The sequence below is a fragment of the Streptomyces sp. BV286 genome (assembly GCF_019090165.1).
Taxonomy (GTDB): domain Bacteria; phylum Actinomycetota; class Actinomycetes; order Streptomycetales; family Streptomycetaceae; genus Streptomyces.
In genome coordinates this window covers 29,832-50,451 of sequence record NZ_JAHRIB010000209.1, presented here as the reverse complement: position 1 = coordinate 50,451, position 20,620 = coordinate 29,832, and the positions used below count along the sequence as shown (strand labels likewise).

Here is a 20,620-nt window from a genome sequence, read left to right as displayed (position 1 = left end):
AGGAGGCAATTCAGGTGAGCAGCGATCCCCAGAGCAATTTCGGCGGCGGAAACCCATGGGACCACGTTCAGCCGTGGGACGAGGAAATTTTCGGGAAGGAGGTCCACGACGGCAGCCTGCAGAACAAGTGGGGGACCGCCGTGTCGATCGCCGGCGGGCTGCCCTACATCTGGAGGGAACTGGCCCGGCCGATCTCCGAAATCGTCTATGGCCTCCTCGAACTCCGCGCCGGAGACAAGGTCCTGCTCATCGGCGAGGGCATCGCCCCCGCGGGATGGGTGGAAGACATGCGGGAGATCGTGGGACCGGATGGCGTCGTGGATGAGGTGGAGATCATCCACGAGGGGCGCAAGGCGGTCCTGGGCAAGCTCCCCGGGCGGAACGGTCAGACCGGCTGCTGGCGCTGGGACTACGCCGACTCGAAGGCCGACGAGCAGTACGACTGCGTCGCGGTGCTCCAGGCGACCCAGCACTGCGACGACTGGGAGGAGACGGCCAGGAACCTGTTGCGCGTGATGAAGCCGGGGCGGCGCATCGTGCTGGCCGAGTCGGTCCTGAAGGGGCCGACGTTCACCGCGCGCATCAACTCCGACGTCCATCTCCGGCAATGGTTCGACAAACTGTTTCAGCAGGTCCCGGTGGAAGACATTCCCTACTGGTCCGGCGAAGAGGTCCGCGACGCATTCGGGGACACCGTCGACAGCCCACAGCTGATGGAATGGCGCGGCATCGAGATGTTCTGGGGCCGAAAGAAGTAACACCGCCGACAGCACTGAAACCATTCCGTAAAGACCCCGATCCTGCCGAGTTCCGGGCAGCGGGATCGGCTGACAACCTGAGCCGCATCAAGCGACGCCACCCCGAATGAGGAGGTTGCCGTGAGTGTCAACGAGGACATCATGGTCATGGCATCGGACCAGCCGCTGCAGAGCGTCGTCCGCGACGAGCACATGCTGCTGTCGCCGCCGCATCCGTCCAAGGTGCCCATGAAGCTGTGGGACGAGCAGCCGCCCCTGGCCGTGGTGCACTACCCGCAGGAGTACCAGGCAGAGGAGTTCGCCCCGCCGCGCGGTGTGTACGAGAACGACGAACTCCGCGTCGAGTGGCAGAAGATGGACGGTCGGCAGCCCTTCTATCACCGCAACTGCGACGTGGACGAGCTCTCCTACCAGATCGCCGGCGAGCGCACCCTGATGACCGAACTCGGCGTGATCGAGCACCGGCCCGGCGAGTTCTCCCGCATCCCGCGGGGCGTGGCCCATGACAACTACGGCCGCGCCGCAAGCCACCTGCTGTTCTACATCCCCGCCCCGGTCGCCGAGCTGGTACCGGCCCAGCGCGAGTCCCAGGCGGTGTTCCCGCCGTTTCCCGGCTGGCAGCCCGCCCCGGCCAACGAAGCAGTCAGCTGGAACCTGGGTACACCCGGTCGCGACATCACCCTTTTCGGGGTCGATGAACAGCAGCTCCTCGAACATGTCCACAGCGACGACCGCCGGATTCAGGTACTGCGCCCCGGTCGTTCCCAGGACACCACCTGGCTGTACGGCACCGACCGCGTCCGTATCGGCCTCGTCAGCACCGTGCCCGGCGGTGAACGCCGCTATCGCCGCACCCTTGATGCCGACGAGATCCAGTACCAGGCCAATGGCCACCGCACCCTGATCACCCAGCACGGCATCCTCGACCTCGAGCCCGGCGATTTCGTGCGCATCCCGCTCGGGATCTCGCACGCCAGCGTCGCGACCGAGGCGGGCGACCATGTCAGCCTGCTCTCACGCAGCGAGGTTCCCCAGGTCGCCAAGACCTCCCGTACAGCCGACCACTACTCGCCCGAACGGCTCGCGGCCCTCACCACGGAGGTCCACTCATGACGACGATGCTTGCCCTGCGCGCCCATCGCGACGCCAGCACCCTGGTCCTGGAGGACATCCCCGTTCCCGAGCCCGGTCCGATGGACGTCGTCGTGCGGGTCGCATCCGCCGGCCTGGCCCCGGGGATCATGCGGCTGCTCCACATGGGCGCGTTCAAGCATCTGCCCGCCACAGTCGGCTTCGAGGCCGCCGGCACCATCGCCGCCGTCGGCAGTGACGCCACCGGCCTCGGCATCGGCGACCGGGTCCGGGTACACCCTTTCCTGAACTGCCGCACCTGCACCTACTGTCGTACCGACCGCGACATGATGTGCCCGCAGCAGTCCATGATGGGCTACGCCGCCTTCAACGACGCTGCGATGCCCCTCTACGACGAGTACCACAACGGCGTCCTCGCGGAGTACGTGCGGCTCCCGTACTGGCTGGTCGACCCGCTGCCGCAATCCGTCGGCTTCGACGTCGCGGCCAAGGTGCACACCCTGGCCAACGCCGTACGCGCGCTCAAGTGGGCCGAGCTGCCGATGGGATCCACCGTCGTCGTCACTGCCCCGACCGGTGCCATGGGCACCGCGACGGTCAAGCTCGCGAAGCACTTCGGTGTCGCCGACCTCATCCTTGTCGGCCGCCACAGGGACCGGCTCAAAGCCGTCGCAGAGCTGTCCGGTGGCATCCCGGCCGGCATCGTCGCTCTGGAAGAACTCCCCGACGACTGGGCGACCACCGGAGCACTCGCCGGTCGGCTGCGCGAACTGGCACCCGGCGGGGCACACGCGGTCCTCGACTACGTCCCCGACGGGCCGGTCACCGGTCAGGCCATGGCGGGGCTCGCGGCCGGCGGCGCCCTGGTGCACATGGGAGGCAATCAGACGCCGCTGCCGCTGTCACCGATGGCGATGATGCTGAACATGTGGCGGTTCGTGGGCACCCGTACCTGTACCCGCAACGACGCGCTGGAAGTCCTGCGCCTGCTGGAGACCGGCGCGCTCACCGCTGACGAGCTCATCACGCATCGGTTTCCGCTCAGCGACGTGCTGGGGGCCGTCGATGCCGTCCAACGCCGCGACGAACCCATGTGGATGCCCGTGATCAATCCCTGATCCTGGGCACGAGTCCGCCTTCGTGTTCCGCCGAGCCACAGAGGATCCAGCCCTCGCTCCTGGTGGGCCTGCACGGCGGCGGTTACGACAGCCGTTACTTCGACGCGCCCGGTTCCTCACTGCTCAGCCGGGCAGCTACCGCGGGCTTCCCGGCCCTCGCAATCACGCGCCCCGGCCATCCCGCCGACGAGGAGTCCGCTCGCCGGCAACCGCCGTTCGCCGAGGCGGCTTCCATCATCGCCGAAGCGATCGCCGATGCCTGGCAGCAGTTCGGCGACGGACGCCCCGGCGTCGTGCTGCTCGGCCATTCGATCGGCGGAGCGATCGGCGTGCACATAGCGGCTGCCCGGACACTCACGTGGCCGTTGTTCGGGCTGACCGTCTCGGGCGTGGGCGACGTCATCTCGCTCCGCGCGATGGAGCAGTTCACGCGCTTGCCGCCGGGCACCGCCGTGGACTTCCCGTTCGAAGCCATGAGCCCAGTGCATCACCGGCTCGGCGACGCCTACGTCCGGGCTGTGCTCGTATTTGCCGAGCGCTGCGCGATGGAGCGGCGTCGGCCGGCGATCGTCAGCGCATGGTCATGGCGCCAAGGACATGCTCGACCTCCCTCGCCCGCATGTGGCCCACGAAGTCCGCCAACGGCCCCTGCCGAGCTTGACGTCATGGTCTGGCCAAGGAACATGAGGCACTGCTGGAGGCACTGCGGGCGAGCAACCCGGCCGAGGGGGACGAGCGTGATCGCTCGTCGTCTCGCGCGCACGGTCCTGAGCGTGCTGGCGGACGTCGCCCCGGAGTACGAGCCCACGGTCACGCGGACCGCTCTGGGTATCGCGGGTGGTGGTCAGTTCTGGCTCCGGCATGTTCGGCCCGGCTGCGGTCCTCGTGGACGACGTCGCCTCGACAGCGGCATGCCGAACGGCCGGGTGTCCTCCTGGACGGTTTCCCAGCAGGGTGTCGAAATTAAATAAACCTTAGTATAAGGCTGCTTGATACATGGACGCTTGCTTGATAGTCATCAGGAGGTTAATGCTTGGCAGGTGTTCCGAATCCCGGCCTCGATCCCCGACGTCTGCTTGGTCAGTGGTGCCGCCTGTGCCTCGCCCCTGTCCGCCGGCTACGGCTCCGTCCTGGTGCCCCGGTGGAGTGGATGCTCCTCCCGGGCTGAAAGGCCGGTGCGCCGCGCTTCCGGGAGCCGGTTCCGTCCCGTCGTCCAGTGGGAGCCTTCCTCCTCCGTCGTTACGTCAGCGGGAGCGGCTGCCTGCCCGGGTCACGTGAGCTGCGCGCCTTCGCGGAGGCGGCAAGGGAATCGGCACACACCCGACAACCGCAAGCGTCACCGATGAGAGAGAGTGGACATGTCCACCGAACCTCCCTTCCATGCCGTGACTCCCTCCGCCGATTCCCCGGCACCGCCCACCCGGCGTGCCTTCATCGCCACGACGACCGCTGTCGGAGGAGCCGCCGCGGTAGGCGGATTGGCCGCGGGATCATCCCTGTCCGCCGCCGAGGAAGCGGTGGCCGCCGAAGCGCCGCCCGGCAGCCATGTCTCGTTGACGGTCAACGGGGTCCGGCGCACCCTCACGGTCGACAACCGCACCTCGCTCCTCGACCTGCTGCGCGAGCATCTCGACCTGACCGGTTCGAAGAAGGGCTGCAACGCCGGGGCCTGCGGCGCCTGCACGGTCTTGGTCGACGGACGCCGGGTCAACTCCTGTCTGACACTGGCGGTGCGCCTTGAGGGCGCCGAAGTCACCACGATCGAGGGCCTGGCAAAGGGCGACCGGCTCCACCCGTTGCAGCAGGCATTCATCGACCAGGACGCCTTCCAGTGCGGCTTCTGCACGCCGGGGCAGATCGTGTCCGGTGTCGGGTGCATCCAGGAGGGTCACACCGGTTCGCCGGAGGAGATCCGGGAGTGGATGAGCGGCAACATCTGCCGCTGCGGCTGCTACGTGAAGATCGAGCGCGCGGTCGAGCAGGCCGCCGGCCGGAAGGGCTGATCCCATGTATCCCTTCACCTACACCAAAGCCGCGGACACGCGTGAGGCCCTCGACGCCGGTCGGCGCGGCGGTCGATACATCGCCGGCGGTACCACGCTCGTCGACCTCATGCGGGAGACCGTCGAACGCCCCAGCTCGCTGGTCGACATCAGCACCCTGCCGCTGCGCGACGTCACCGTCACCGAGCGCGGGGGCCTGCGCATCGGCGCGCTGGTGCGGATGGCGGAGGCCGCCGCCCATTCCAAGGTGCGCGCCCTGTATCCCGTTGTCTCCGAAGCACTGGAGCTGAGTGCGTCGGCTCAGTTGCGGAACATGGCAACCATCGGCGGCAACATCATGCAGCGCACCCGCTGCACCTACTTCCGTGACGTGAGCGCCGACTGCAACAAACGCGACCCCGGCTCGGGCTGTGCGGCCCGGGAGGGCTTCAACCGCACCCACGCGATCCTCGGCACCTCCGACGGCTGCGTGGCCACCCACCCCTCCGACGTCGCCGTCGCCTTCGCCGCGCTGGAGGCGACCGTGCACCTGCTGGGCCCGGACGGAGAACGCCGTGTCGCCTTCGCCGACTTCCTGCTGCGGCCGGGCAGCACCCCACAGCGTGAACATGCCGTCGGACAAGGCGAGTTGATCACGGCGGTCGAGATCCCGGCCCTTCCGCGCCCTCTGAAGTCCGGCTATGTGAAGGTACGCGACCGGCAGTCGTACGAGTTCGCGCTCACGTCGGCCGCCGTCGCACTGCACGTGCGCGGTGGCGTGATCCAGGAGGCGAAGGTGGCCGCCGGGGGAGTGGGCACGGTGCCGTGGAAGCTGCCCGCCGTCGAGTTGCATCTCGTGGGTGAGCGTCCCTCTGAGTCGTTGTGGGCGGCCGCCGCGCAGCAAGCGGCCGTCGGGGCCCGCCCCCTCGCGCACAACCGTTTCAAGGTCGAGTTGCTCAAACGCACCGTCGAACGTCAGCTGAGCACCGTAGGAGGCACCAAGTGAGCCAGCCACAGGCAGCCGTCGGTGCGGCGGAGCCTCGGGTCGACGCACGGCTGAGGGTGACCGGGAAAGCGAAGTACGCCGCCGACAACAGCCCCGACGGGTTCGTGCACGCGGTTCTCGTCGACAGCAGTGTCGGCCGGGGCCGTGTCATCGGCATCGATGCCCGCGCCGCCGAAGCCGAAACCGGCGTCCTGAAGGTGATCAGTCACCTCAACGCGCCCAAGCTGCCGCCCGTCCAAGGAGGATTCCCGCCGGGCCGGCGGCTGCGTGCCTTCCAGGACGATCGGGTCCGGTTCTTCGGTCAGCCGGTCGCGGTCGTGATGGCGACCACGCTGGAGATCGCCCAGCACGCCGCGAGCCTGGTGCAGGTCTCCTACGACGCCGAGTCCGTCTCGACCGACATCAGCGTCGCCGAACCCGCCGACGACCCCGAGACCTATGCACGCGGCGACGCCGACGCAGCCCTTGAATCCGCTCCGGTCCGGCTGGATCTGACGTACCGGATGGCCCGCAACCACCACAATCCGATGGAACCGCACGCCACCGTCGCCCGCTGGGACGGTGACCGGCTGACCGTCTGGGAGAAGACCCAGAACGTGGTGGGCGCCGTGCGCACCCTGGCCGGTGAGTTCGGCATCGCGCCCGGCAACGTCCGCGTCATCTCGCCGTTCGTCGGCGGGGCCTTCGGCAGCGCCGCCCGCACCTACGTGCACGCCGTCACCGCGGCCCTGGCCGCCCGCGAAGTGAAACGCACAGTGAAACTCGTCCTCACGCGCAGGCAGTTGTACTTCGGCGTGGGATTCCGGCCCGCCTACGAGTACGAACTGAGCCTCGGCGCCAACCGGCAGGGCCGCCTGACCGCGTCGGCGCACGACATCCGCACCGAGAGCTCCCGCTACGAGAGGCACAGCGAACACGTTCTGGAACCCGGCCGGATGCTCTACAGCACCCCCAACGTCCGCCAGGCCTACCGCCACGTCCCGCTGGACGTGAGCACCCCGTGGTTCATGCGCGGCCCCGGCTACGCCAGCGGCGCCTTCCCTGTCGAATCGGCGATGGACGAACTCGCCCACGAACTGGGCCTGGACCCGATCGAGCTGCGGCTGCGCAACGAACCCGCCGACGACGAGTCCACCAATCTGCCGTTCTCAACCCGCCGCCTGCGCGACTGCTACCGCACGGGTGCCCGCGAGTTCGGCTGGCACCGGCGCAACCCCAAGCCCCGCTCGACGCGCGACGGCAACTGGCTCATCGGTATGGGCATGGCCGCCGGTGTCTACGACACCCAGCGCAGCGCGGCCCAGGCGTCGGTCCGGCTCGACGCCGACGGCACCGCCCTGGTGCAGTCCGCGACCAGCGACATGGGCCCCGGCACGGCCACCTCGATGACCCAGGTCGCCGCCGACGCCCTTGGCCTGACCATGCGGCAGGTGACGTTCCGGCTCGGCGACTCACTCATGCCCCCGGCCCCCGTCCACGCCGGCTCGCAGACCATGGCCAGTGTCGGCTCCGCCGTCCAGGACGGCTGCGACAAGCTGCGCGAGCAGGCCATCACGCTTGCGGTCGACGACGACGGATCACCCCTGCACGGAGCCGGCGCCGCTGACATCGTCGTACGAGGCGGACGGCTGTATGTGAAGGACGAGCCCACCCGCGGGGAGACGTACCAGCGCCTCCTGGCCCGCAACAACCGCACCCACCTCGAAGCGATGGGCTCGTACGCCGGAGCGCCGGAATCGGAGAAGTTCTCCTTCTACGCCTATGCCGCGACCTTCGCCGAAGTCGCCGTCGACTCCCGCCTGGGCCTGGTCCGGGTGCGGCGCATGGTCGGCGTGTACGACGCCGCCCGCATCATCAACCCCAGGCTCGCCGACAGCCAGGCCATCGGGGCCATGGTCGGCGGTATCGGTCATGCCCTCCTGGAGCACACGGTCACCGACCACCGCGACGGCCGGATCGTCAACGCCAACCTTGCCGACTACCTCGTGCCGACCCACGCCGACATGCCCGACATGAAAGCCATCTACATCGAGGGTGAGGACTACGAGGCCGACCCGATCGGCGTCAAGGGACTCGGTGAGATCGTCATCGTCGGAGTGGCGCCCGCCATCGCCAACGCGGTCTTCAACGCCACCGGCCGGCGTATCCGCGAACTGCCCATCACCGCCGAAGCACTGCTCTGAGCCCCCGGTTGGCCGGTGCACCCACCCGGCCACCCGGCTGTCGGGGCTCCCAAGCGTCCGGCGGCTTGCCATGCCGCACCGCCGGGCACCGGGTCCGCCGCCACGTTCTCTCCCCCAGGACGCGGCGGCGGACCCCTCACAAGTCACCCCGCACGCTGTCAGGCAGCGCAGCCGACGGGCAACCGGCGTACCGAGCGGTGTGCGGTCGGTCATGCGCCGGGGTAGGCGTAACCGTTCTGGTAGGCGATCACGACGAGTTGGGCGCGGTCGCGGACACCGAGCTTGGTCATGATGCGGTTCACGTGGGTCTTGGCGGTCGATGGCGAGATGTGGAGCTGTTCGGCGATGGCGTCGTTGGAGAGTCCGGCGGCCACGAAATGGAGCACCTGGCGCTCGCGGTCGGTCAGGGCCGTAAGCGCCGGGGTCGGGATGCTCGTCCTGTCGGGTGAGGCGAGGTAGTGGGCGATGAGTGTCCTGGTCGCCCTGGGGGACAGCAGCGCCTCTCCGCGGGCGACCAGCCGGATGGCGTCGAGGAGGTAGGAGAGCTCCACGCCTTTTCCGAGGAACCCGCTGGCCCCGGCTCGCAGCGCGTGGAAGACATGCTCGTCGGCTTCGAAGGTCGTCAGGATCAGCACCCGGACGCCCGCGAGATCTTCGTCGGCCGAGATGGCGCGCGTGGCGGCGAGGCCGTCCATATCCGGCATCCGGATGTCCATCAGCACGACGTCGGCACGGGCGCTGCGGGCCAGCGCGACCGCCTCCTCACCCGTCGCAGCCTCTCCGACGACCTCCAGGTCCGGCTCCGACTCGATGAGCATACGGAAGCTGGAGCGCACGAGGGCCTGGTCGTCGGCGAGCAGAACACGGACGGTCATCCCTGCCTCCCGTTGGCGGCGGTCGCGGGCAGGGCCGTGCCCGGCCACTCTGACGTGCGAGTGTCGGACGGTGGTCCGGCCGGGGGCAGCGGTAGACGCACAACGAGACGGAAACGACCGTCGACGTCTGCACCGGCATGGAGGCTGCCGCCGAGCGCGTGGGCGCGCTCGCGCATGCCCGTCAGCCCGTGGCCGGTGCCCGTCGCGGCCGCCGGATAGGGGCCGGAGTCCACTGGGTTGGTGATCCGGATGCGCAGTTCGTCGGGCCCGTAATCGACGAGAAGTCCCGCCTCGGCGGTCGCCCCGTGCTTGTGTGCGTTGGTCAGCCCCTCCTGGACGACGCGGTAGGCGGCCAGGTCGATGGCGGTCGGCAGGGGGCGCGGGTGGCCGGCCTGTCGCTGGCGGACGCTCAGCCCGGCTGCGGTCAGCGATTCGAGGAGCTCTCCGAGGCGGGACAGGCCGGGCACGGGTTCGGTCGGTTGCGTCTCCGTCGACTCGTCGCCGGACTGGCGCAGTACGTGCAGCAGCGGGCCCAGTTCGTCCAGGACCGTGCGGCCGGCGTCACGGATGTGACCGAGCGCCACCTCGGCCTGATCCGGCCGGCCTCGCAGGAAGTGACCGGCGACTCCTGCCTGAATGGTGATGAGGGCGATGTGGTGGGCGATCACGTCGTGGAGTTCCCGCGCGATGCGCAGCCGCTCCTCGGCGACCCGGCGGCGGGCCTCTTCCTCCTTGCTCGCCTCCGCCCGCAGTGCTCGCTCCTCCATCGCGGCGGCGTAGTCGTGCCAGGTGCGCACGGTGGCCCCGACGGCGGCGAACATCCCGGTCCAGGCCAACACGGCACCGGCCTCCGGGCCGGCGGCCGAATCCGTCGCATAGGTGATGACCGCGTACAGGGTGAGGGCCGTGGCCGAGACGGTGATCAAGGCGATCCGCCGGCGGACCGTTCGGGCCACGGTGTAGACCGCGATCAACGCGGCGACCTTCAGCACCCGCGACGGATACGACGCGAGGACGGTGAAAGTCACCTCCCCGAGCACTGTCAGCGCCAGGACCAGCAGCGGGGCCCGGCGGCGGCCCAGCAGAAGCAGGAACGCGGCCGCCGCGGCGACGGCGTCGGCGCCCGACGGCCGCACGCCGTCGGGCCACCGTCCGAACAACAGGGGCAGCAGGCCGATACCGCCCACAAGCGTGGCGAGGGCGGCGTCCAGCAGGCGCGGGTGAGCGCCGGTGATCCGTTGCAGCGACGCCGGTCCGATCACGGCTTCACCGTTCCTTGGTACATATCGTCAGTGCAGATCCTTGGTTTCGGACAGATACGGCCGCCGGTCCTCACGCCTGAAGGCGTATGAGCGGGTCGACGGCGTGACCGCGGCGACCGGGATCACGCGTCGCGTCGCTTGAACAGTACGGCCGCGCCGGCCAGGAGCACGACGATGTAGACGGCGAACACCGCGAGCCCGGACCCGGGCGACAGCGAGTCACCGGCCGTCCGCACCGTCATGACCGCGTTCGCCGCGTTCGACGGCAGATACGGCCCGATGGCGTCGTTCCAGCTGCTCGGCAGTAGCTGGATCAGGCCGGGCACCACGAACAACGCGCCCACCACGAGGGTGATCGCTCCGGCGGTGTTGCGCAGCAGGACGCCGACCGCCAGTCCGATGAGCCCGGCACCGGTGAGGTAGACCGCCGCGCCGGCCAGCGCCCGGAACACTCCTGGATCGGAGAGGGAGGTGGTGTCAAGACCGCGGGAGGACATGACCGACTGACCGGCCAGGAAGGCCCCGAGGACCGCGACGAACATGAGCACGAAGCTCACCGCGGCGAAGACGGTCACCTTGCCCCACAGCACCGGCAGGCGTGAGGGGACCGCGGCCAGCGTGGCGCGGATGGATCCGGTGGCGTATTCGCCGGCGCTCATCAGCACCCCGAGCACCGCGACGGCCAACGCGGCGAGCATCACCCCGCCCAGGCTGATCGAGGTCGGGTCGCCGAAGTCATCCTCTCCCGGGCCGTCTCCCGAACCGACCACACTGCTGAAGAGCAGTCCGAAGCCGATGACCAGGGCCACGGTGATCGCCAGCGTGTAGAGCGTCGAGCGCAGCGACCGCAGCTTGATCCATTCCATGTGGACGACCCGCGCAAAGGTGACCTGCTGACCGCCCGAGTGCCGACCGGCGGTCCCGGTCGTTTTCCGTGAGTCCTGTGCGTCCTGGGTGTCGAGGGCGGCGGTGCTCATCGGCTCGTCCTTCCGGCGGTGGCGAACTCGGCGGTGGTGGCGTGGTACTCGACGGAGTCGCGGGTCAGCTCCATGAATGCCTCCTCCAACGACGCCTCCTGAACGAACAACTCGTGCAGCACCAGCCCGGCGGCCGCGGCGCGTTCGCCGATCTCGGCGGCCTCCAGCCCCTGGACGTCCAGCACGCCGGGCCGGCTGCTGCTGACCGAGACCCCGTCCCCCAGCAGAAGGTCACGCAGGGACGCGGCCTGCGGTGACTGCACCCGCACGCTCCGGCCGGCGGACTGGGCGATGAAGTCGGCGAGCGGGCCCGCGGACAGCAGCCGACCGCGCCCGATCACGATGAGGTCCTCGGCGATCAACGCCATCTCGGTCATCAGGTGAGAGGAGACGAAGACGGTCCGCCCCTGGTCCGCGAGGTCCTTGAGGAGGTTGCGGATCCACAGCACGCCTTCGGGGTCGAGGCCGTTCACCGGCTCGTCCAGCATGACGATGTGCGGGTCGCCGAGCAGGGCCGAGGCGATGCCCAGCCGCTGCCCCATACCCAGCGAGAAGCCGCCCGCACGCTTGCGGGCCACCTCCGTCAGACCGACCATGTCGATCACCTCCAGCACCCGCTGCTTGCCGATGCCGTTGCTCGCCGCCAGCGCGAGCAGGTGGTTGTACGCCGAACGACCAGGGTGGATCGCCTTGGCCTCCAGCAGTACCCCGATCTCCTGCAACGGGGCCTTGTGCTGCTCGTAGGGGCGGCCGTTGACGCGAATGGTTCCGGACGACGGCCGGTCCAGTCCCATGACCATCCGCATCGTCGTCGACTTGCCTGCCCCGTTGGGCCCGAGAAATCCGGTCACCACACCAGGGCGCACGGTGAAGCTCAGCGCGTCGACCGCGAGCTTGTCGCCGTACCTCTTACTGAGGTTGTTCACCTCGATCACAATCCACCTCCGGGTTGCTTCAGGCCTCAAGGCTCGTGCAACGGGGTCGGTCTTTGCGTCGCCCTGCGGCGGTCACTGCCCGTACCACGACCGCGGTACGCCGCTGCAGGCAGCATCGACCTTGGGGTGACGCTCGTCGTCGCCCGCTGTGATCGAAATTCCTGGGCGGGCCCGGAGCCAGGGCGAACGCTTGCCCCGCTGCGTTCCACAGCCGTTGGCTCGTCGGAAATCCCTCGCAAGGCCGCTCCGGATGTCGCGTTTCCGCGTTCTGGCGGCTGTGGCTGGCTCGGGAGGCAGGAGTGGCCGGAAGGTGTCCACGTGTCAGCAGAGTGCGGCCCCGCCGCGCCACAAGGGAGAGTTTCGTGAACGTCGCGCCATCGGTGAACGAGCCACGAGAACGTCAGGTGGCCACCGCGTGCCGGGGTCAGCGGTTCGGTTCGTAGTTGAGTTGCTTGACCTGGCGCAGGATGAGCGCCGACTCCACCGCTTGGATGCCGCTGAGGGCACCGATCTTCTCGCTCAGATAGGTGTACAGCTCGTCGGGGCTCCGGGAGTGGACCGAGGCGACGATGTTGGCCTGGCCCGTGGTGGCGGACGCGAAGTGCACTTCAGGGTGTTCGGCGAGGCTGCGGCCGACCTCGGCGAGCGCGTGGGGTGCCACGGTGAGCCAGAGCATGGCGCCGACGTCCTGCCCGAGCGGCCCGTGGTCGTACTGCACGTCGAAGTACAGCACGCCGGTGGAGAGCAGGGTTTCGAGCCGCCGCTTGACCGCGGACTCCGACTGGTCGGTGGCCTTCTGCAGGTCGGTGAGGGTGGCCCGGCCGTCTCGGCGGACCATCGCGAGCAGCGCCTTGTCGGCCGCGTCCAGAGTGACGGGTGCATCCGGCGACACCGGAGGCGGCAGTCGCAGAGCTGCCTCCTGGTCGGGGGTGAGCGCGTTGGCCTTGTTCAGCGGGCCAAGTGGGCCGCCGTAGAAGGAGTGCAGCAGGCAGTGGGCGGTCACCGTGACGATCTGCCGGGTGCGCTGGAGCCGGTCGAAGAGCAGCTCGTCGCGCGCTCCTTGCTGCTGCGTGGTTTCATGCCGCAGACGACCTCGGTGCCACCGGAGATGAGATTCACGTAGAGCGTGTCAGGGCGCTTGGCGAGCGCGTCCGCGAGCTGTTCCGTACATCCGGGGTGCAGTGCATGCGTACGAGCCAGCTCTGGCGGCCGAGGCGGTTCTCGTCCGTCATGCCGAGCACCCGCACGTTGACGGTGCTGCGCAGCCGTCGGTACCGCCGGGCGACGGTCTGGTCGGAGACACCGAGGACGGTGGCGATACGGCTGAACGGGGCGTGCCCGTCGAGCTGGAGCGCTTGCATGATCTGGAGGTCGAGGGAATCGAGTGTGGGGACGCCCACGGGTCTCCTTCGGTCAGGGGCGGAACGCGCAGCTGGGAGCGCGGAACAGCACGGGCGGTGATCGGCGCGCTCGGCGCAGCCGGGCACGGGCCCGCTTCCCCTTTGGAACGGGACCGGTCAAGGCGCCCGGACCGCGTCAGCCACCTCATCGAGGAGTGCCCTCAGCTGCGAGGTCTTCTCGGGACCGAGCTTCTCGGCGATCTGCCGTTCGATCTCCACGATCACGGCATCGGCCTCATGCAGGACCTCGCGGCCGGCGTCGGTGAGGTGCAGTTCCTGTACGTGGCGGTGGCGCGGGTGCGGTCGGCGTTCCAGGTGGCCACGCTCCTCCAGGCGGGCCACCTGGGAGGCCACTGCCTGCGGGGTGACGTTCAGGCGGCGGGCCAGTTCCGCGCCGGTCAGGCCGGGATCGGAATGGATGTTGATCAACAGGGTGTACTGCGCGGCCGCGAGACCCAGCGGTCGCAGCCGCTGATCCTTCCAGGCCTGGGCAGCCCACTCCGCCCGCCGCATGGCCCAGGTCACCCGGTCCAGTGCGTCGGCGGCGATCAGCCGGTCATCATCGTGTCTCACGCCGTGAGAATACGACACCTGGGCATATGTAAAACGCCTGATCACAGCCAACTACCTGACCACTGGTCCTTCTGGAGGGCCTGCCGCGGCTCAGTCCTCGCGAACCGTTTCGGCCACCCGGTCGAGCAGCCCCCGCAGTTGGGCGCTCTCCTGCGGGCCGAGACCGCTGGTGATCTGCAGCTCGATGCCGGAGATCACTTTGTCGGCCTCACGCAGGACCTCGCGCCCCGCATCGGTGAGGTGAAGCTCCTGCACATGCCGGTGGCGCGGGTGCTCGCGTCTCTCCAGCTGCCCGCGGCTCTCCAGCCGCGCCACCAGTGAGGCGACGGCCTGCGGGGTCACGTTGAGGCGGCGGGCCAGCTCGGCGCCCGTCAGTCCAGGGTCGGAGTGCACCGACATCAGGAGCGTGTAGTGCGAGGCCGCCAGGCCCAGCGGGCGCAGCCGCTGCTCCTTGAGTGCCTGTACAGCCAGTTCAGCGCGGCGCAACGCCCAGGTCACCCGGTCAAGAGCGCTGGGCTCGACGAGCTCCTCATTGTTTCGTTTCACCGGAGAAGGATATGACACTTCACGACCATCAAGCGTTTGACAGTGCTCTAGCGCTTGAGTGACACTGGCCCCATGACTCGTACCACCGCTTTGATCACTGGCGCATCCTCCGGCATCGGCGCCGCCTATGCGCGACTCCTGGCCGACGACCACGACCTCGTCCTGGTGGCGCGACGCGCCGACCGGCTCGCCGACCTCGCCGGGGAACTCCGCACCCATGGAGCAGCCGTCGAGGTGCTGCCCGCCGACCTCATGACTCACGACGGAATCACCGCTGTCACCGACCGCCTGGCTGCCGGGGACGTACGCACGCTGATCAGCAACGCCGGCGCCGGCGGCTACGCCCCGCTCACCGACGTCGAGTCGGCTGACATCGACCGCCTGCTCACCCTCAACGCCGTCGCTCCCGTCCGGTTGGTGCACGCCGCGCTTCCCGGAATGCTCGCGGCAGGCGAAGGTGCCATCGTCACCGTCGCCTCGCTTCTCGCCTTCAGCGCGGGTGTCACGGATCCGCGAGCACCCCGGCGCACCCTGTACGTCGCCGCGAAGGCCGCCACGCTGGGTTTCACCCGCACCCTCGCCAATGAACTCGCCGACACCCCGCTCCGCGTCCAGGTGCTGTGCCCCGGCGTGGTGGCAACGGAGTGGAACAGCGGCGCCGGCCACAACATCCCCTGGGCGATGACGCCCGAGGACGTGGCGTCGGCCAGTCTGGCCGCGCTGCGCCTGGGTGAGACAGTCTGCGCCCCCGGTCTGGAGGGTCAGGATGCCGCACTGGATGCCCTGTTCGCCGCGGAGGCCGCTTTCGTCTCGGGCGGCAACCAGCCGGCACTCGCGGCCCGCTACGCGGCTTCGCGCGCTTAGGGCAGCCGCGGTCGGTGGGTGGGTGCTCGCCTCCTGCCTGCCCGTCGAGACAACCTCGACTCTTGGCTATGAGTCATGAGAAGGGAACAGTTGATTCCGCGCTCTTGTCCTAGGTGTTGACTGGATCAATGCCTCATCACTAGCTTGGCTCCAGTTCAAGAGCGGCTGAGTGGACCTCTCACGCGTTGATGGCCAGGTGGCCTCTTCGAAGTCGCCGCCGACCGCAGGAGTTGGTCAGTCATGAGCAGCCCAGTCACCAAGCCGCCCGGCAACCGGGACGAGTTCGGCGTTCTGTGCGAGGTGGAAAGCAGGGTGCTCTGGCTGTCATCGGCGATCACCCGCCACGCGAACCGCGTCTGCGCGAACCTCTCGGGACTCAAGGTGGGCGGGCGCCAGGCGCCGTCGGCGTCCATGGTGTCGATCATGGCGTCGCTCTGGTTGCGGCGTCTGTGGCCGCAGGGCCGGGTGTCGGTGAGGCCGCACGCATCGCCCGTGCTGCACGCGATCAACTACCTGCTGGGCGAGCTGGACCCGTCCCATCTGCCGAGGCTGCGCGATTTCGGCGGCCTGCAGAGCTGTCCGAGCAGGTCCAGGAATCCGGACCCGGTCGACTGCTCGACCGGGTCCGTCGGCATAGGTGCGACCGCACCGATCTGGGGGCGCTCTCGCGGCGCTAGGGCAACGCCACGAGCGGCGACGTGAGTACCGGGCGGCATTTCTCGTTGGTGGGGGACGCCGAGCTGGACGAGGACGCGGTGTGGGAGGCGGTGCTCGATCCCGCTGTCGGCGAGCTGGGGGAGGTGGTCTGGGTCGTCGACCTGAACCGGCAGTCGCTGGACCGGGTCGTGCCCGGCATCGCCGCCGAGAAGCTGCATGGCATGTTCACCGCGTCCGGCTGGCAGGTGATCACACTCGAGTACGGGCGGCGGCTCGAGGAGTTGTTCGTCCGGCCGGGAGGCGAGGAGCTGCGGCAGCGGATCGATGCGATGACCAAGCCGGTATATGGGCGACTCCTGCGGTGCGACGCCGGGCAACTGCGCCGGCGGCTGCCCGAAAACCCTGGCGCCGACCGGATCCGCGCAGCTGCTCCTGCCGATCGGCGGCTCGCCGACCTGGCCAGGTTCGGGAGACCGGACGGCAGCTCCGCGTACGTACGGTTGTCGACGCGGCCGGTCGACGAGACGCCGGCCGCGATGCCCGATGACCCTGCCGCCCGGGAGCGTCGCCGGCGCCAGGCGGTCGCGGGGGTGTATCGCCTGCTGCGCACCGACGGTGCCAAGGCTGCCATCGCCGCGCTGGTGCTGGCGGCCGCTGATCGTCTGCCGCAGGTCGGAGTGCCGGCGGAGGTCGTGTGTCACCAGTCCCGATCTCCTGCACCGGGCGGTGCGTGCCAGGCAGGGCCACGAGCAGGCCGAGTCCTGGGTGCTGAACCAGGTCTTCCCGGCCGAGCGCGCCACACCCCGACTCACAAGTAACTTACTGTCTATCAAGCGCTTGACCCTCACCAGCGGGTTGATATTCTGGTACTTACCGAGACCCTTGAGCCATCGCTCAAGTTCGTTCACGTCGGCGCGCGCCCGCTGTCGCGTGGCGCCCATCGCGCCGACCACGGCGTCCGTCGTCTGCCCATCACCCTCGGGGTGCTGCTCGGGCGCAGGCGGTCGCAAGAAAGTGGGAGAGACCCGTGACCAACAACCCTCCAACCATCACGCGTGACGGAGTCATCGGACAGGACGGGAGCGAGGTGGTCACCGTCGATCAGGCCACCGGGGCGGAGTTCGCCCGGTACCCCGTGGCCGGAAAGGAGGAGGCGGCCGCGGCCGTCGCTGGCGCCCGCTCGGTCTCCGGGCCCTGGTGGGACCTGGGATTCGAGGGCCGTGCTGATCAACTGCGCGAGTGGCGGCGGGAGATGGCCATCAGCGGCGAGGAGGGAGTCGCTCTCATCCACGCCGAGAACGGCAAGCCTCTGGACGAAGCCCGTGTGGAGGTGCTCGGGATTCTGGAGCACGTGCAGTACGCCGTCGAGAACGCCGAGCGCGTGCTGGGGCGTCGGGACGTCCCGGACAGTCCCACCGTGCCCAACCAGCGCGCGTGGGTCGAATACCAGCCCTACGGCGTCGTCGGTGTCATCGGCCCGTGGAACTTCCCGCTGCTCACGCCGGGGGCCATCCTGGTAGAGGCGATCGCGGCCGGAAACGCCGCCATCCTCAAGCCCAGCCAGATCACGCCCGGCATCGGCGAGTGGCTCGTCCGGGCCTGGCAGCGCGCGGTCCCCGACTTCCCGGACGTTCTCCAGTGCCTCAACGGGTTCGGGGCCACGGGCCAGGCACTCATCGAGTCCGGCCTGAACAAGCTCGCGTTCACCGGCAGCGTCGCCACCGGCAAGACCGTGGCCGCCCAGTGCGCGCAGACCCTGACCCCCGTTCTGCTGGAACTCGGCGGGAAGGACGGTGTCATCGTGGCCGAGGACGCCGACCTGGACGAAGCCGCCAGGCACATCGTCTGGGGCGCCATGCAGAACACCGGACACGGCTGTATCAGCCTCGAAGTGGCCTACGTCGTCGATTCGGTGCACGACGCGTTCGTCGAGAAGATCAGTGACCTTGCCAAGCAGGTACGCGCAGGCAGCGACGACGCCGCGGAGATCGGCCCTGTTCCCCTGCCCACCCAGATCCCGGTCATCCGGGAGCACATCCGGGACGCTCTCGACCGCGGCGCCACAGCCGCTGTCGGCGGCCTCGACGCGGTGGGGGAGCGCTATGTCACCCCCACCGTCCTCGTCGGCGTGAGCCCCGACGCCCTGGCGGTGACCGAGGAGACGTTCGGGCCCACGCTCGCCGTCGTCAAGGTCGCCGACACCGAGGAAGCCATCGCGCACGTCAACGGCGGCCGCTACGGGCTGGGCAGCGCCGTCTTCAGCCGTGACCGCGGCGAGGACATCGCCCGTCAGCTCCGCGTCGGAATGACCAGCATCAACGACGCCCTGGTGTTCTCCATCAACCCCGCGGTGCCCTTCGGTGGTCGCGGCGACAGTGGCTACGGGCGCAAGCAGGGCGAGGAAGGACTCCGGGAGTTCGCCTACCCGCACTCCTTCACCGCCAAGACCGGCCCCGCCCAGTTCTCGGCCACCACGTTCGGCAGGCCCGCAGGTGCGATGGCGGGAGCTCTCGCCGGCGTGCGCAACAGGATCCTGGCCGAAAGCGGCGAAAAGACCGACTGACGGACCGACCCCGGGCCGTCGGACCACTCCGGAGAAACGACGCGCACCTTCGCGGAGCGTGACTGTGATCGGCACGTCCCGACAATCACCGCGCCACCAATGAGGGAGAGCGGACATGTCCAACGAACGTCCCGTCCACGCCGTGACTCCGCCCGCCGAGGCCCCGACCGCGGCCACTCGGCGAAGATTCATCGCCGCAACCGCCGCTGCCGGAGGAGCCGCCGTGGTCGGCGGTCTGGCCGCGGGACAACCCGTGCTCGCCGCTGAGGCGGTGCCCGGCAGCCGTGCCGCCACATCGGTCGGCGGCGCGAAGGACGATCGGAACGCCAAGAAGGAGAAGAAGATGCGCATCGTGGCCGTGGAAGAGGCGTTCTCCATTCCTGGAGCCATCCGGCAGGAGGCAGCGATCCGTCAGCGCATGGATGTGCCGGAGGCGATCAAGCAGGAGTGGTTCCGGCGCCTGGACGATCTGACCGAGCTGCGCCTGGCGGACATGGACGCCAACGGCGTCGATGTCCAGGTCCTCTCGTACTCCACGCCGGGCCTCGAAGTGATCGAGGACCCGGCGGAGGCGGTGGCCGTCGCGCGGCGCGTCAACAACCATCTGGCCAAGGTGGTCGCCGCACATCCGAAACGGTTCGCGGGCTTCGCGGTCCTGCCGTTGCAGGACCCCAAGGCCGCGGTCGTGGAGCTGCGCCGGGCGGTGAAGGAACTCGGGCTCAAGGGCGTGCTGTACAACGACCACGTGCGGGGGCACTACCTGGACGAACCGCGGTTCAGGCCCGTATGGGCCGAACTGGAGCGCCTCGGCGTGACGCTGTATCTGCATCCGGCTGTCATCCCGGCCGACAACTGGCGCGTATTCGACGGCTACCCGGTGCTGGTCGGGCCGTCCTGGGGCTGGACCGCGACGGTGGGTGCCCATGCGCTCCGACTGATCTACGGCGGCGTCTTCGACGAGTTCCCGGGCGCCTCGGTGACGTTGGGGCACATGGGCGAGCTGCTGCCGTTCCAGATGGCCCGGCTCGACAGCCGCTACCCCCAGGTGCCCGTTGAGCAGAGGGTGCAGCACGTGCCCTCGTACTACCTGCGGAAGAACGTGTACGTCACCACCAGCGGAGTCATGTCGCATGCCGCCCTGCTGGGAGCCGTCCATGCCGTCGGTGTCGACCGGGTGCTGTTCTCCATCGACTACCCGTTCGAGTCCAGCTCCGAGGCGGTGAAGTTCCTGCGTTCCGCGCCGTACGCGCCGGCCGACCTCGCGCGCATCGCGCACGGCAATGCCGACCGCCTGCTGGGGCTGTGAACGACCGACAGCCCGCGTAGTCCCGCCTTCTCCTCACTCGCGATGCGATCAGAGGAGCCACGATGCCGAAAGCAGTGCGATACGGGGAGTACGGGGACATCGACGTACTGAACGTGGTCGAGGCCGACGTACTGCGGGAACCAGCCACGCTGTTCGCCGACGGTGAGCTGGAACTCCCCATCGCCCGCGTCCACCCGCTCGCTGAAGTCCGCGACGCCTTCCTCGAACTGGAACGCCGGCACACGGAGCCGCGCCCTGCACACGGGATTCGTCTTCGTGAACAACTACAACCGGAATTTCACGGGTGCGCCGTTCGGCGGTGTCGGCGCGAGCGGCTTCGGCTGCGAAACCGCGGCGGAAACCCTGCGCGAGTACGGCTACAGCAAGAACATCCGCCTGGTCTCCGGCAGGGGCGAGATCCCGCGCTGGGCGCCGTCCCTCGAGGTGACGGGACACGACCGGTGAACAACCATCCCTGCGAGGCGGCGTAACCGCCTCGCAGGGATGGTGTACAGCACCCAAC

General features: G+C 69.1%; 22 protein-coding genes. 14 read left to right on the top strand and 8 right to left on the bottom strand.

What is annotated here, in order from left to right; translation table 11 throughout:
• Nucleotides 1–14: 14 nt before the first annotated feature.
• The 7 genes from KUF83_RS42910 to KUF83_RS39425 all read left to right on the top strand — a co-directional run bounded on the left by KUF83_RS42910 (nt 15) and on the right by KUF83_RS39425 (nt 8,139).
• Nucleotides 15–758 carry a methyltransferase domain-containing protein gene (locus KUF83_RS42910; RefSeq protein WP_217459927.1) on the top strand — a complete coding sequence of 248 codons (744 nt, stop codon included), beginning with the start codon at nt 15–17 and terminating at the stop codon, nt 756–758.
• Nucleotides 759–878: 120 nt separating this feature from the next.
• Nucleotides 879–1,871: a hypothetical protein gene (locus KUF83_RS39450; protein ID WP_308403366.1), complete on the top strand. Its 993-nt coding sequence runs from the start codon at nt 879–881 to the stop codon at nt 1,869–1,871.
• The gene (locus KUF83_RS39445; RefSeq protein WP_217459926.1) at nt 1,868–2,968 is read left to right on the top strand and encodes a zinc-binding dehydrogenase; all 1,101 of its coding nucleotides are present in this window, start codon (nt 1,868–1,870) and stop codon (nt 2,966–2,968) included. Before KUF83_RS39450 ends, KUF83_RS39445 begins: the two co-directional genes overlap by 4 nt.
• Before the next feature lie 62 nt (nt 2,969–3,030).
• Nucleotides 3,031–3,939 carry an alpha/beta fold hydrolase gene (locus KUF83_RS39440; protein WP_217459925.1) on the top strand — a complete coding sequence of 303 codons (909 nt, stop codon included), beginning with the start codon at nt 3,031–3,033 and terminating at the stop codon, nt 3,937–3,939.
• Between the two features lie 387 nt (nt 3,940–4,326).
• Nucleotides 4,327–4,971: a (2Fe-2S)-binding protein gene (locus tag KUF83_RS39435; RefSeq protein ID WP_217459924.1), complete on the top strand. Its 645-nt coding sequence runs from the start codon at nt 4,327–4,329 to the stop codon at nt 4,969–4,971.
• A gap of 4 nt (nt 4,972–4,975) precedes the next feature.
• The gene (locus KUF83_RS39430) at nt 4,976–5,956 is read left to right on the top strand and encodes a xanthine dehydrogenase family protein subunit M (RefSeq protein WP_217459923.1); all 981 of its coding nucleotides are present in this window, start codon (nt 4,976–4,978) and stop codon (nt 5,954–5,956) included.
• Nucleotides 5,953–8,139, top strand: coding sequence for a xanthine dehydrogenase family protein molybdopterin-binding subunit (locus tag KUF83_RS39425; protein ID WP_217459922.1), 2,187 nt, complete (start codon nt 5,953–5,955; stop codon nt 8,137–8,139). Before KUF83_RS39430 ends, KUF83_RS39425 begins: the two co-directional genes overlap by 4 nt.
• Nucleotides 8,140–8,348: 209 nt before the next feature.
• Here KUF83_RS39425 and KUF83_RS39420 read toward each other — a convergent pair whose 3' ends face one another.
• From KUF83_RS39420 to KUF83_RS42905, 5 genes are all read right to left on the bottom strand, one after another.
• The gene (locus KUF83_RS39420) at nt 8,349–9,014 is read right to left on the bottom strand and encodes a response regulator transcription factor (RefSeq protein WP_217459921.1); all 666 of its coding nucleotides are present in this window, start codon (nt 9,012–9,014) and stop codon (nt 8,349–8,351) included.
• Entirely contained in the window at nt 9,011–10,276 is a 1,266-nt protein-coding gene (locus tag KUF83_RS39415; RefSeq protein ID WP_308403365.1) for a histidine kinase, read from the bottom strand. The genes KUF83_RS39420 and KUF83_RS39415 overlap by 4 nt, the downstream gene beginning before the upstream one ends.
• A gap of 122 nt (nt 10,277–10,398) precedes the next feature.
• Nucleotides 10,399–11,253, bottom strand: coding sequence for an ABC transporter permease subunit (locus KUF83_RS39410; RefSeq protein WP_217459920.1), 855 nt, complete (start codon nt 11,251–11,253; stop codon nt 10,399–10,401).
• Entirely contained in the window at nt 11,250–12,188 is a 939-nt protein-coding gene (locus KUF83_RS39405; RefSeq protein WP_217459919.1) for an ABC transporter ATP-binding protein, read from the bottom strand. The genes KUF83_RS39410 and KUF83_RS39405 overlap by 4 nt, the downstream gene beginning before the upstream one ends.
• 424 nt (nt 12,189–12,612) lie before the next feature.
• Nucleotides 12,613–13,191 (bottom strand): Lrp/AsnC family transcriptional regulator, encoded by a 579-nt coding sequence (locus KUF83_RS42905; protein WP_308403364.1) that lies wholly within the window; start codon nt 13,189–13,191, stop codon nt 12,613–12,615.
• Between KUF83_RS42905 and KUF83_RS42900 the strand changes: the two genes are divergently transcribed.
• Nucleotides 13,180–13,311, top strand: coding sequence for a hypothetical protein (locus tag KUF83_RS42900; protein WP_308403363.1), 132 nt, complete (start codon nt 13,180–13,182; stop codon nt 13,309–13,311). The two genes, KUF83_RS42905 and KUF83_RS42900, sit on opposite strands and share 12 nt — an antisense overlap.
• Here KUF83_RS42900 and KUF83_RS42895 read toward each other — a convergent pair.
• From KUF83_RS42895 to KUF83_RS39390, 3 genes are all read right to left on the bottom strand, one after another.
• Nucleotides 13,304–13,588, bottom strand: coding sequence for an AsnC family protein (locus KUF83_RS42895; RefSeq protein ID WP_308403362.1), 285 nt, complete (start codon nt 13,586–13,588; stop codon nt 13,304–13,306). The two genes, KUF83_RS42900 and KUF83_RS42895, sit on opposite strands and share 8 nt — an antisense overlap.
• A 117-nt stretch (nt 13,589–13,705) precedes the next feature.
• Nucleotides 13,706–14,161 carry a MarR family winged helix-turn-helix transcriptional regulator gene (locus tag KUF83_RS39395; protein WP_217459918.1) on the bottom strand — a complete coding sequence of 152 codons (456 nt, stop codon included), beginning with the start codon at nt 14,159–14,161 and terminating at the stop codon, nt 13,706–13,708.
• 90 nt (nt 14,162–14,251) lie between these two features.
• Nucleotides 14,252–14,707 (bottom strand): MarR family winged helix-turn-helix transcriptional regulator, encoded by a 456-nt coding sequence (locus tag KUF83_RS39390; RefSeq protein WP_217459917.1) that lies wholly within the window; start codon nt 14,705–14,707, stop codon nt 14,252–14,254.
• A 72-nt stretch (nt 14,708–14,779) separates the two neighbouring features.
• Here KUF83_RS39390 and KUF83_RS39385 point away from each other — a divergent pair, with 72 nt between their 5' ends.
• From KUF83_RS39385 to KUF83_RS39360, 6 genes are all read left to right on the top strand, one after another.
• Complete coding sequence (locus KUF83_RS39385; RefSeq protein ID WP_217459916.1) at nt 14,780–15,571, top strand: SDR family oxidoreductase; 792 nt, start codon at nt 14,780–14,782, stop codon at nt 15,569–15,571.
• A gap of 240 nt (nt 15,572–15,811) precedes the next feature.
• Nucleotides 15,812–16,273 carry a hypothetical protein gene (locus KUF83_RS43165; RefSeq protein ID WP_217459915.1) on the top strand — a complete coding sequence of 154 codons (462 nt, stop codon included), beginning with the start codon at nt 15,812–15,814 and terminating at the stop codon, nt 16,271–16,273.
• A complete protein-coding gene (locus KUF83_RS43160; protein ID WP_217459914.1) occupies nt 16,270–17,046 on the top strand; it encodes a hypothetical protein in 777 nt (258 codons plus the stop codon). The genes KUF83_RS43165 and KUF83_RS43160 overlap by 4 nt, the downstream gene beginning before the upstream one ends.
• 209 nt (nt 17,047–17,255) lie before the next feature.
• Entirely contained in the window at nt 17,256–18,791 is a 1,536-nt protein-coding gene (locus KUF83_RS39370; RefSeq protein ID WP_217459913.1) for an aldehyde dehydrogenase family protein, read from the top strand.
• A gap of 115 nt (nt 18,792–18,906) precedes the next feature.
• Nucleotides 18,907–20,097: an amidohydrolase family protein gene (locus KUF83_RS39365; RefSeq protein WP_254645046.1), complete on the top strand. Its 1,191-nt coding sequence runs from the start codon at nt 18,907–18,909 to the stop codon at nt 20,095–20,097.
• Nucleotides 20,098–20,259: 162 nt separating this feature from the next.
• Nucleotides 20,260–20,562, top strand: coding sequence for an aldehyde dehydrogenase family protein (locus tag KUF83_RS39360; protein ID WP_217459912.1), 303 nt, complete (start codon nt 20,260–20,262; stop codon nt 20,560–20,562).
• Nucleotides 20,563–20,620 lie beyond the last annotated feature (58 nt).

What these genes read in the sequence shown, in the direction of transcription:
- KUF83_RS39445 (WP_217459926.1), top strand. Translation starts at nt 1,868, where the DNA reads ATGACGACGATGCTTGCCCTGCGCGCCCATCGCGACGCCAGCACCCTG.
- KUF83_RS39435 (WP_217459924.1), top strand. Translation starts at nt 4,327, where the DNA reads ATGTCCACCGAACCTCCCTTCCATGCCGTGACTCCCTCCGCCGATTCC.
- KUF83_RS39430 (WP_217459923.1), top strand. Translation starts at nt 4,976, where the DNA reads ATGTATCCCTTCACCTACACCAAAGCCGCGGACACGCGTGAGGCCCTC.
- KUF83_RS39420 (WP_217459921.1), bottom strand. Translation starts at nt 9,014, where the DNA reads ATGACCGTCCGTGTTCTGCTCGCCGACGACCAGGCCCTCGTGCGCTCC.
- KUF83_RS39410 (WP_217459920.1), bottom strand. Translation starts at nt 11,253, where the DNA reads ATGAGCACCGCCGCCCTCGACACCCAGGACGCACAGGACTCACGGAAA.
- KUF83_RS39385 (WP_217459916.1), top strand. Translation starts at nt 14,780, where the DNA reads ATGACTCGTACCACCGCTTTGATCACTGGCGCATCCTCCGGCATCGGC.
- KUF83_RS43165 (WP_217459915.1), top strand. Translation starts at nt 15,812, where the DNA reads ATGAGCAGCCCAGTCACCAAGCCGCCCGGCAACCGGGACGAGTTCGGC.
- KUF83_RS39365 (WP_254645046.1), top strand. Translation starts at nt 18,907, where the DNA reads ATGTCCAACGAACGTCCCGTCCACGCCGTGACTCCGCCCGCCGAGGCC.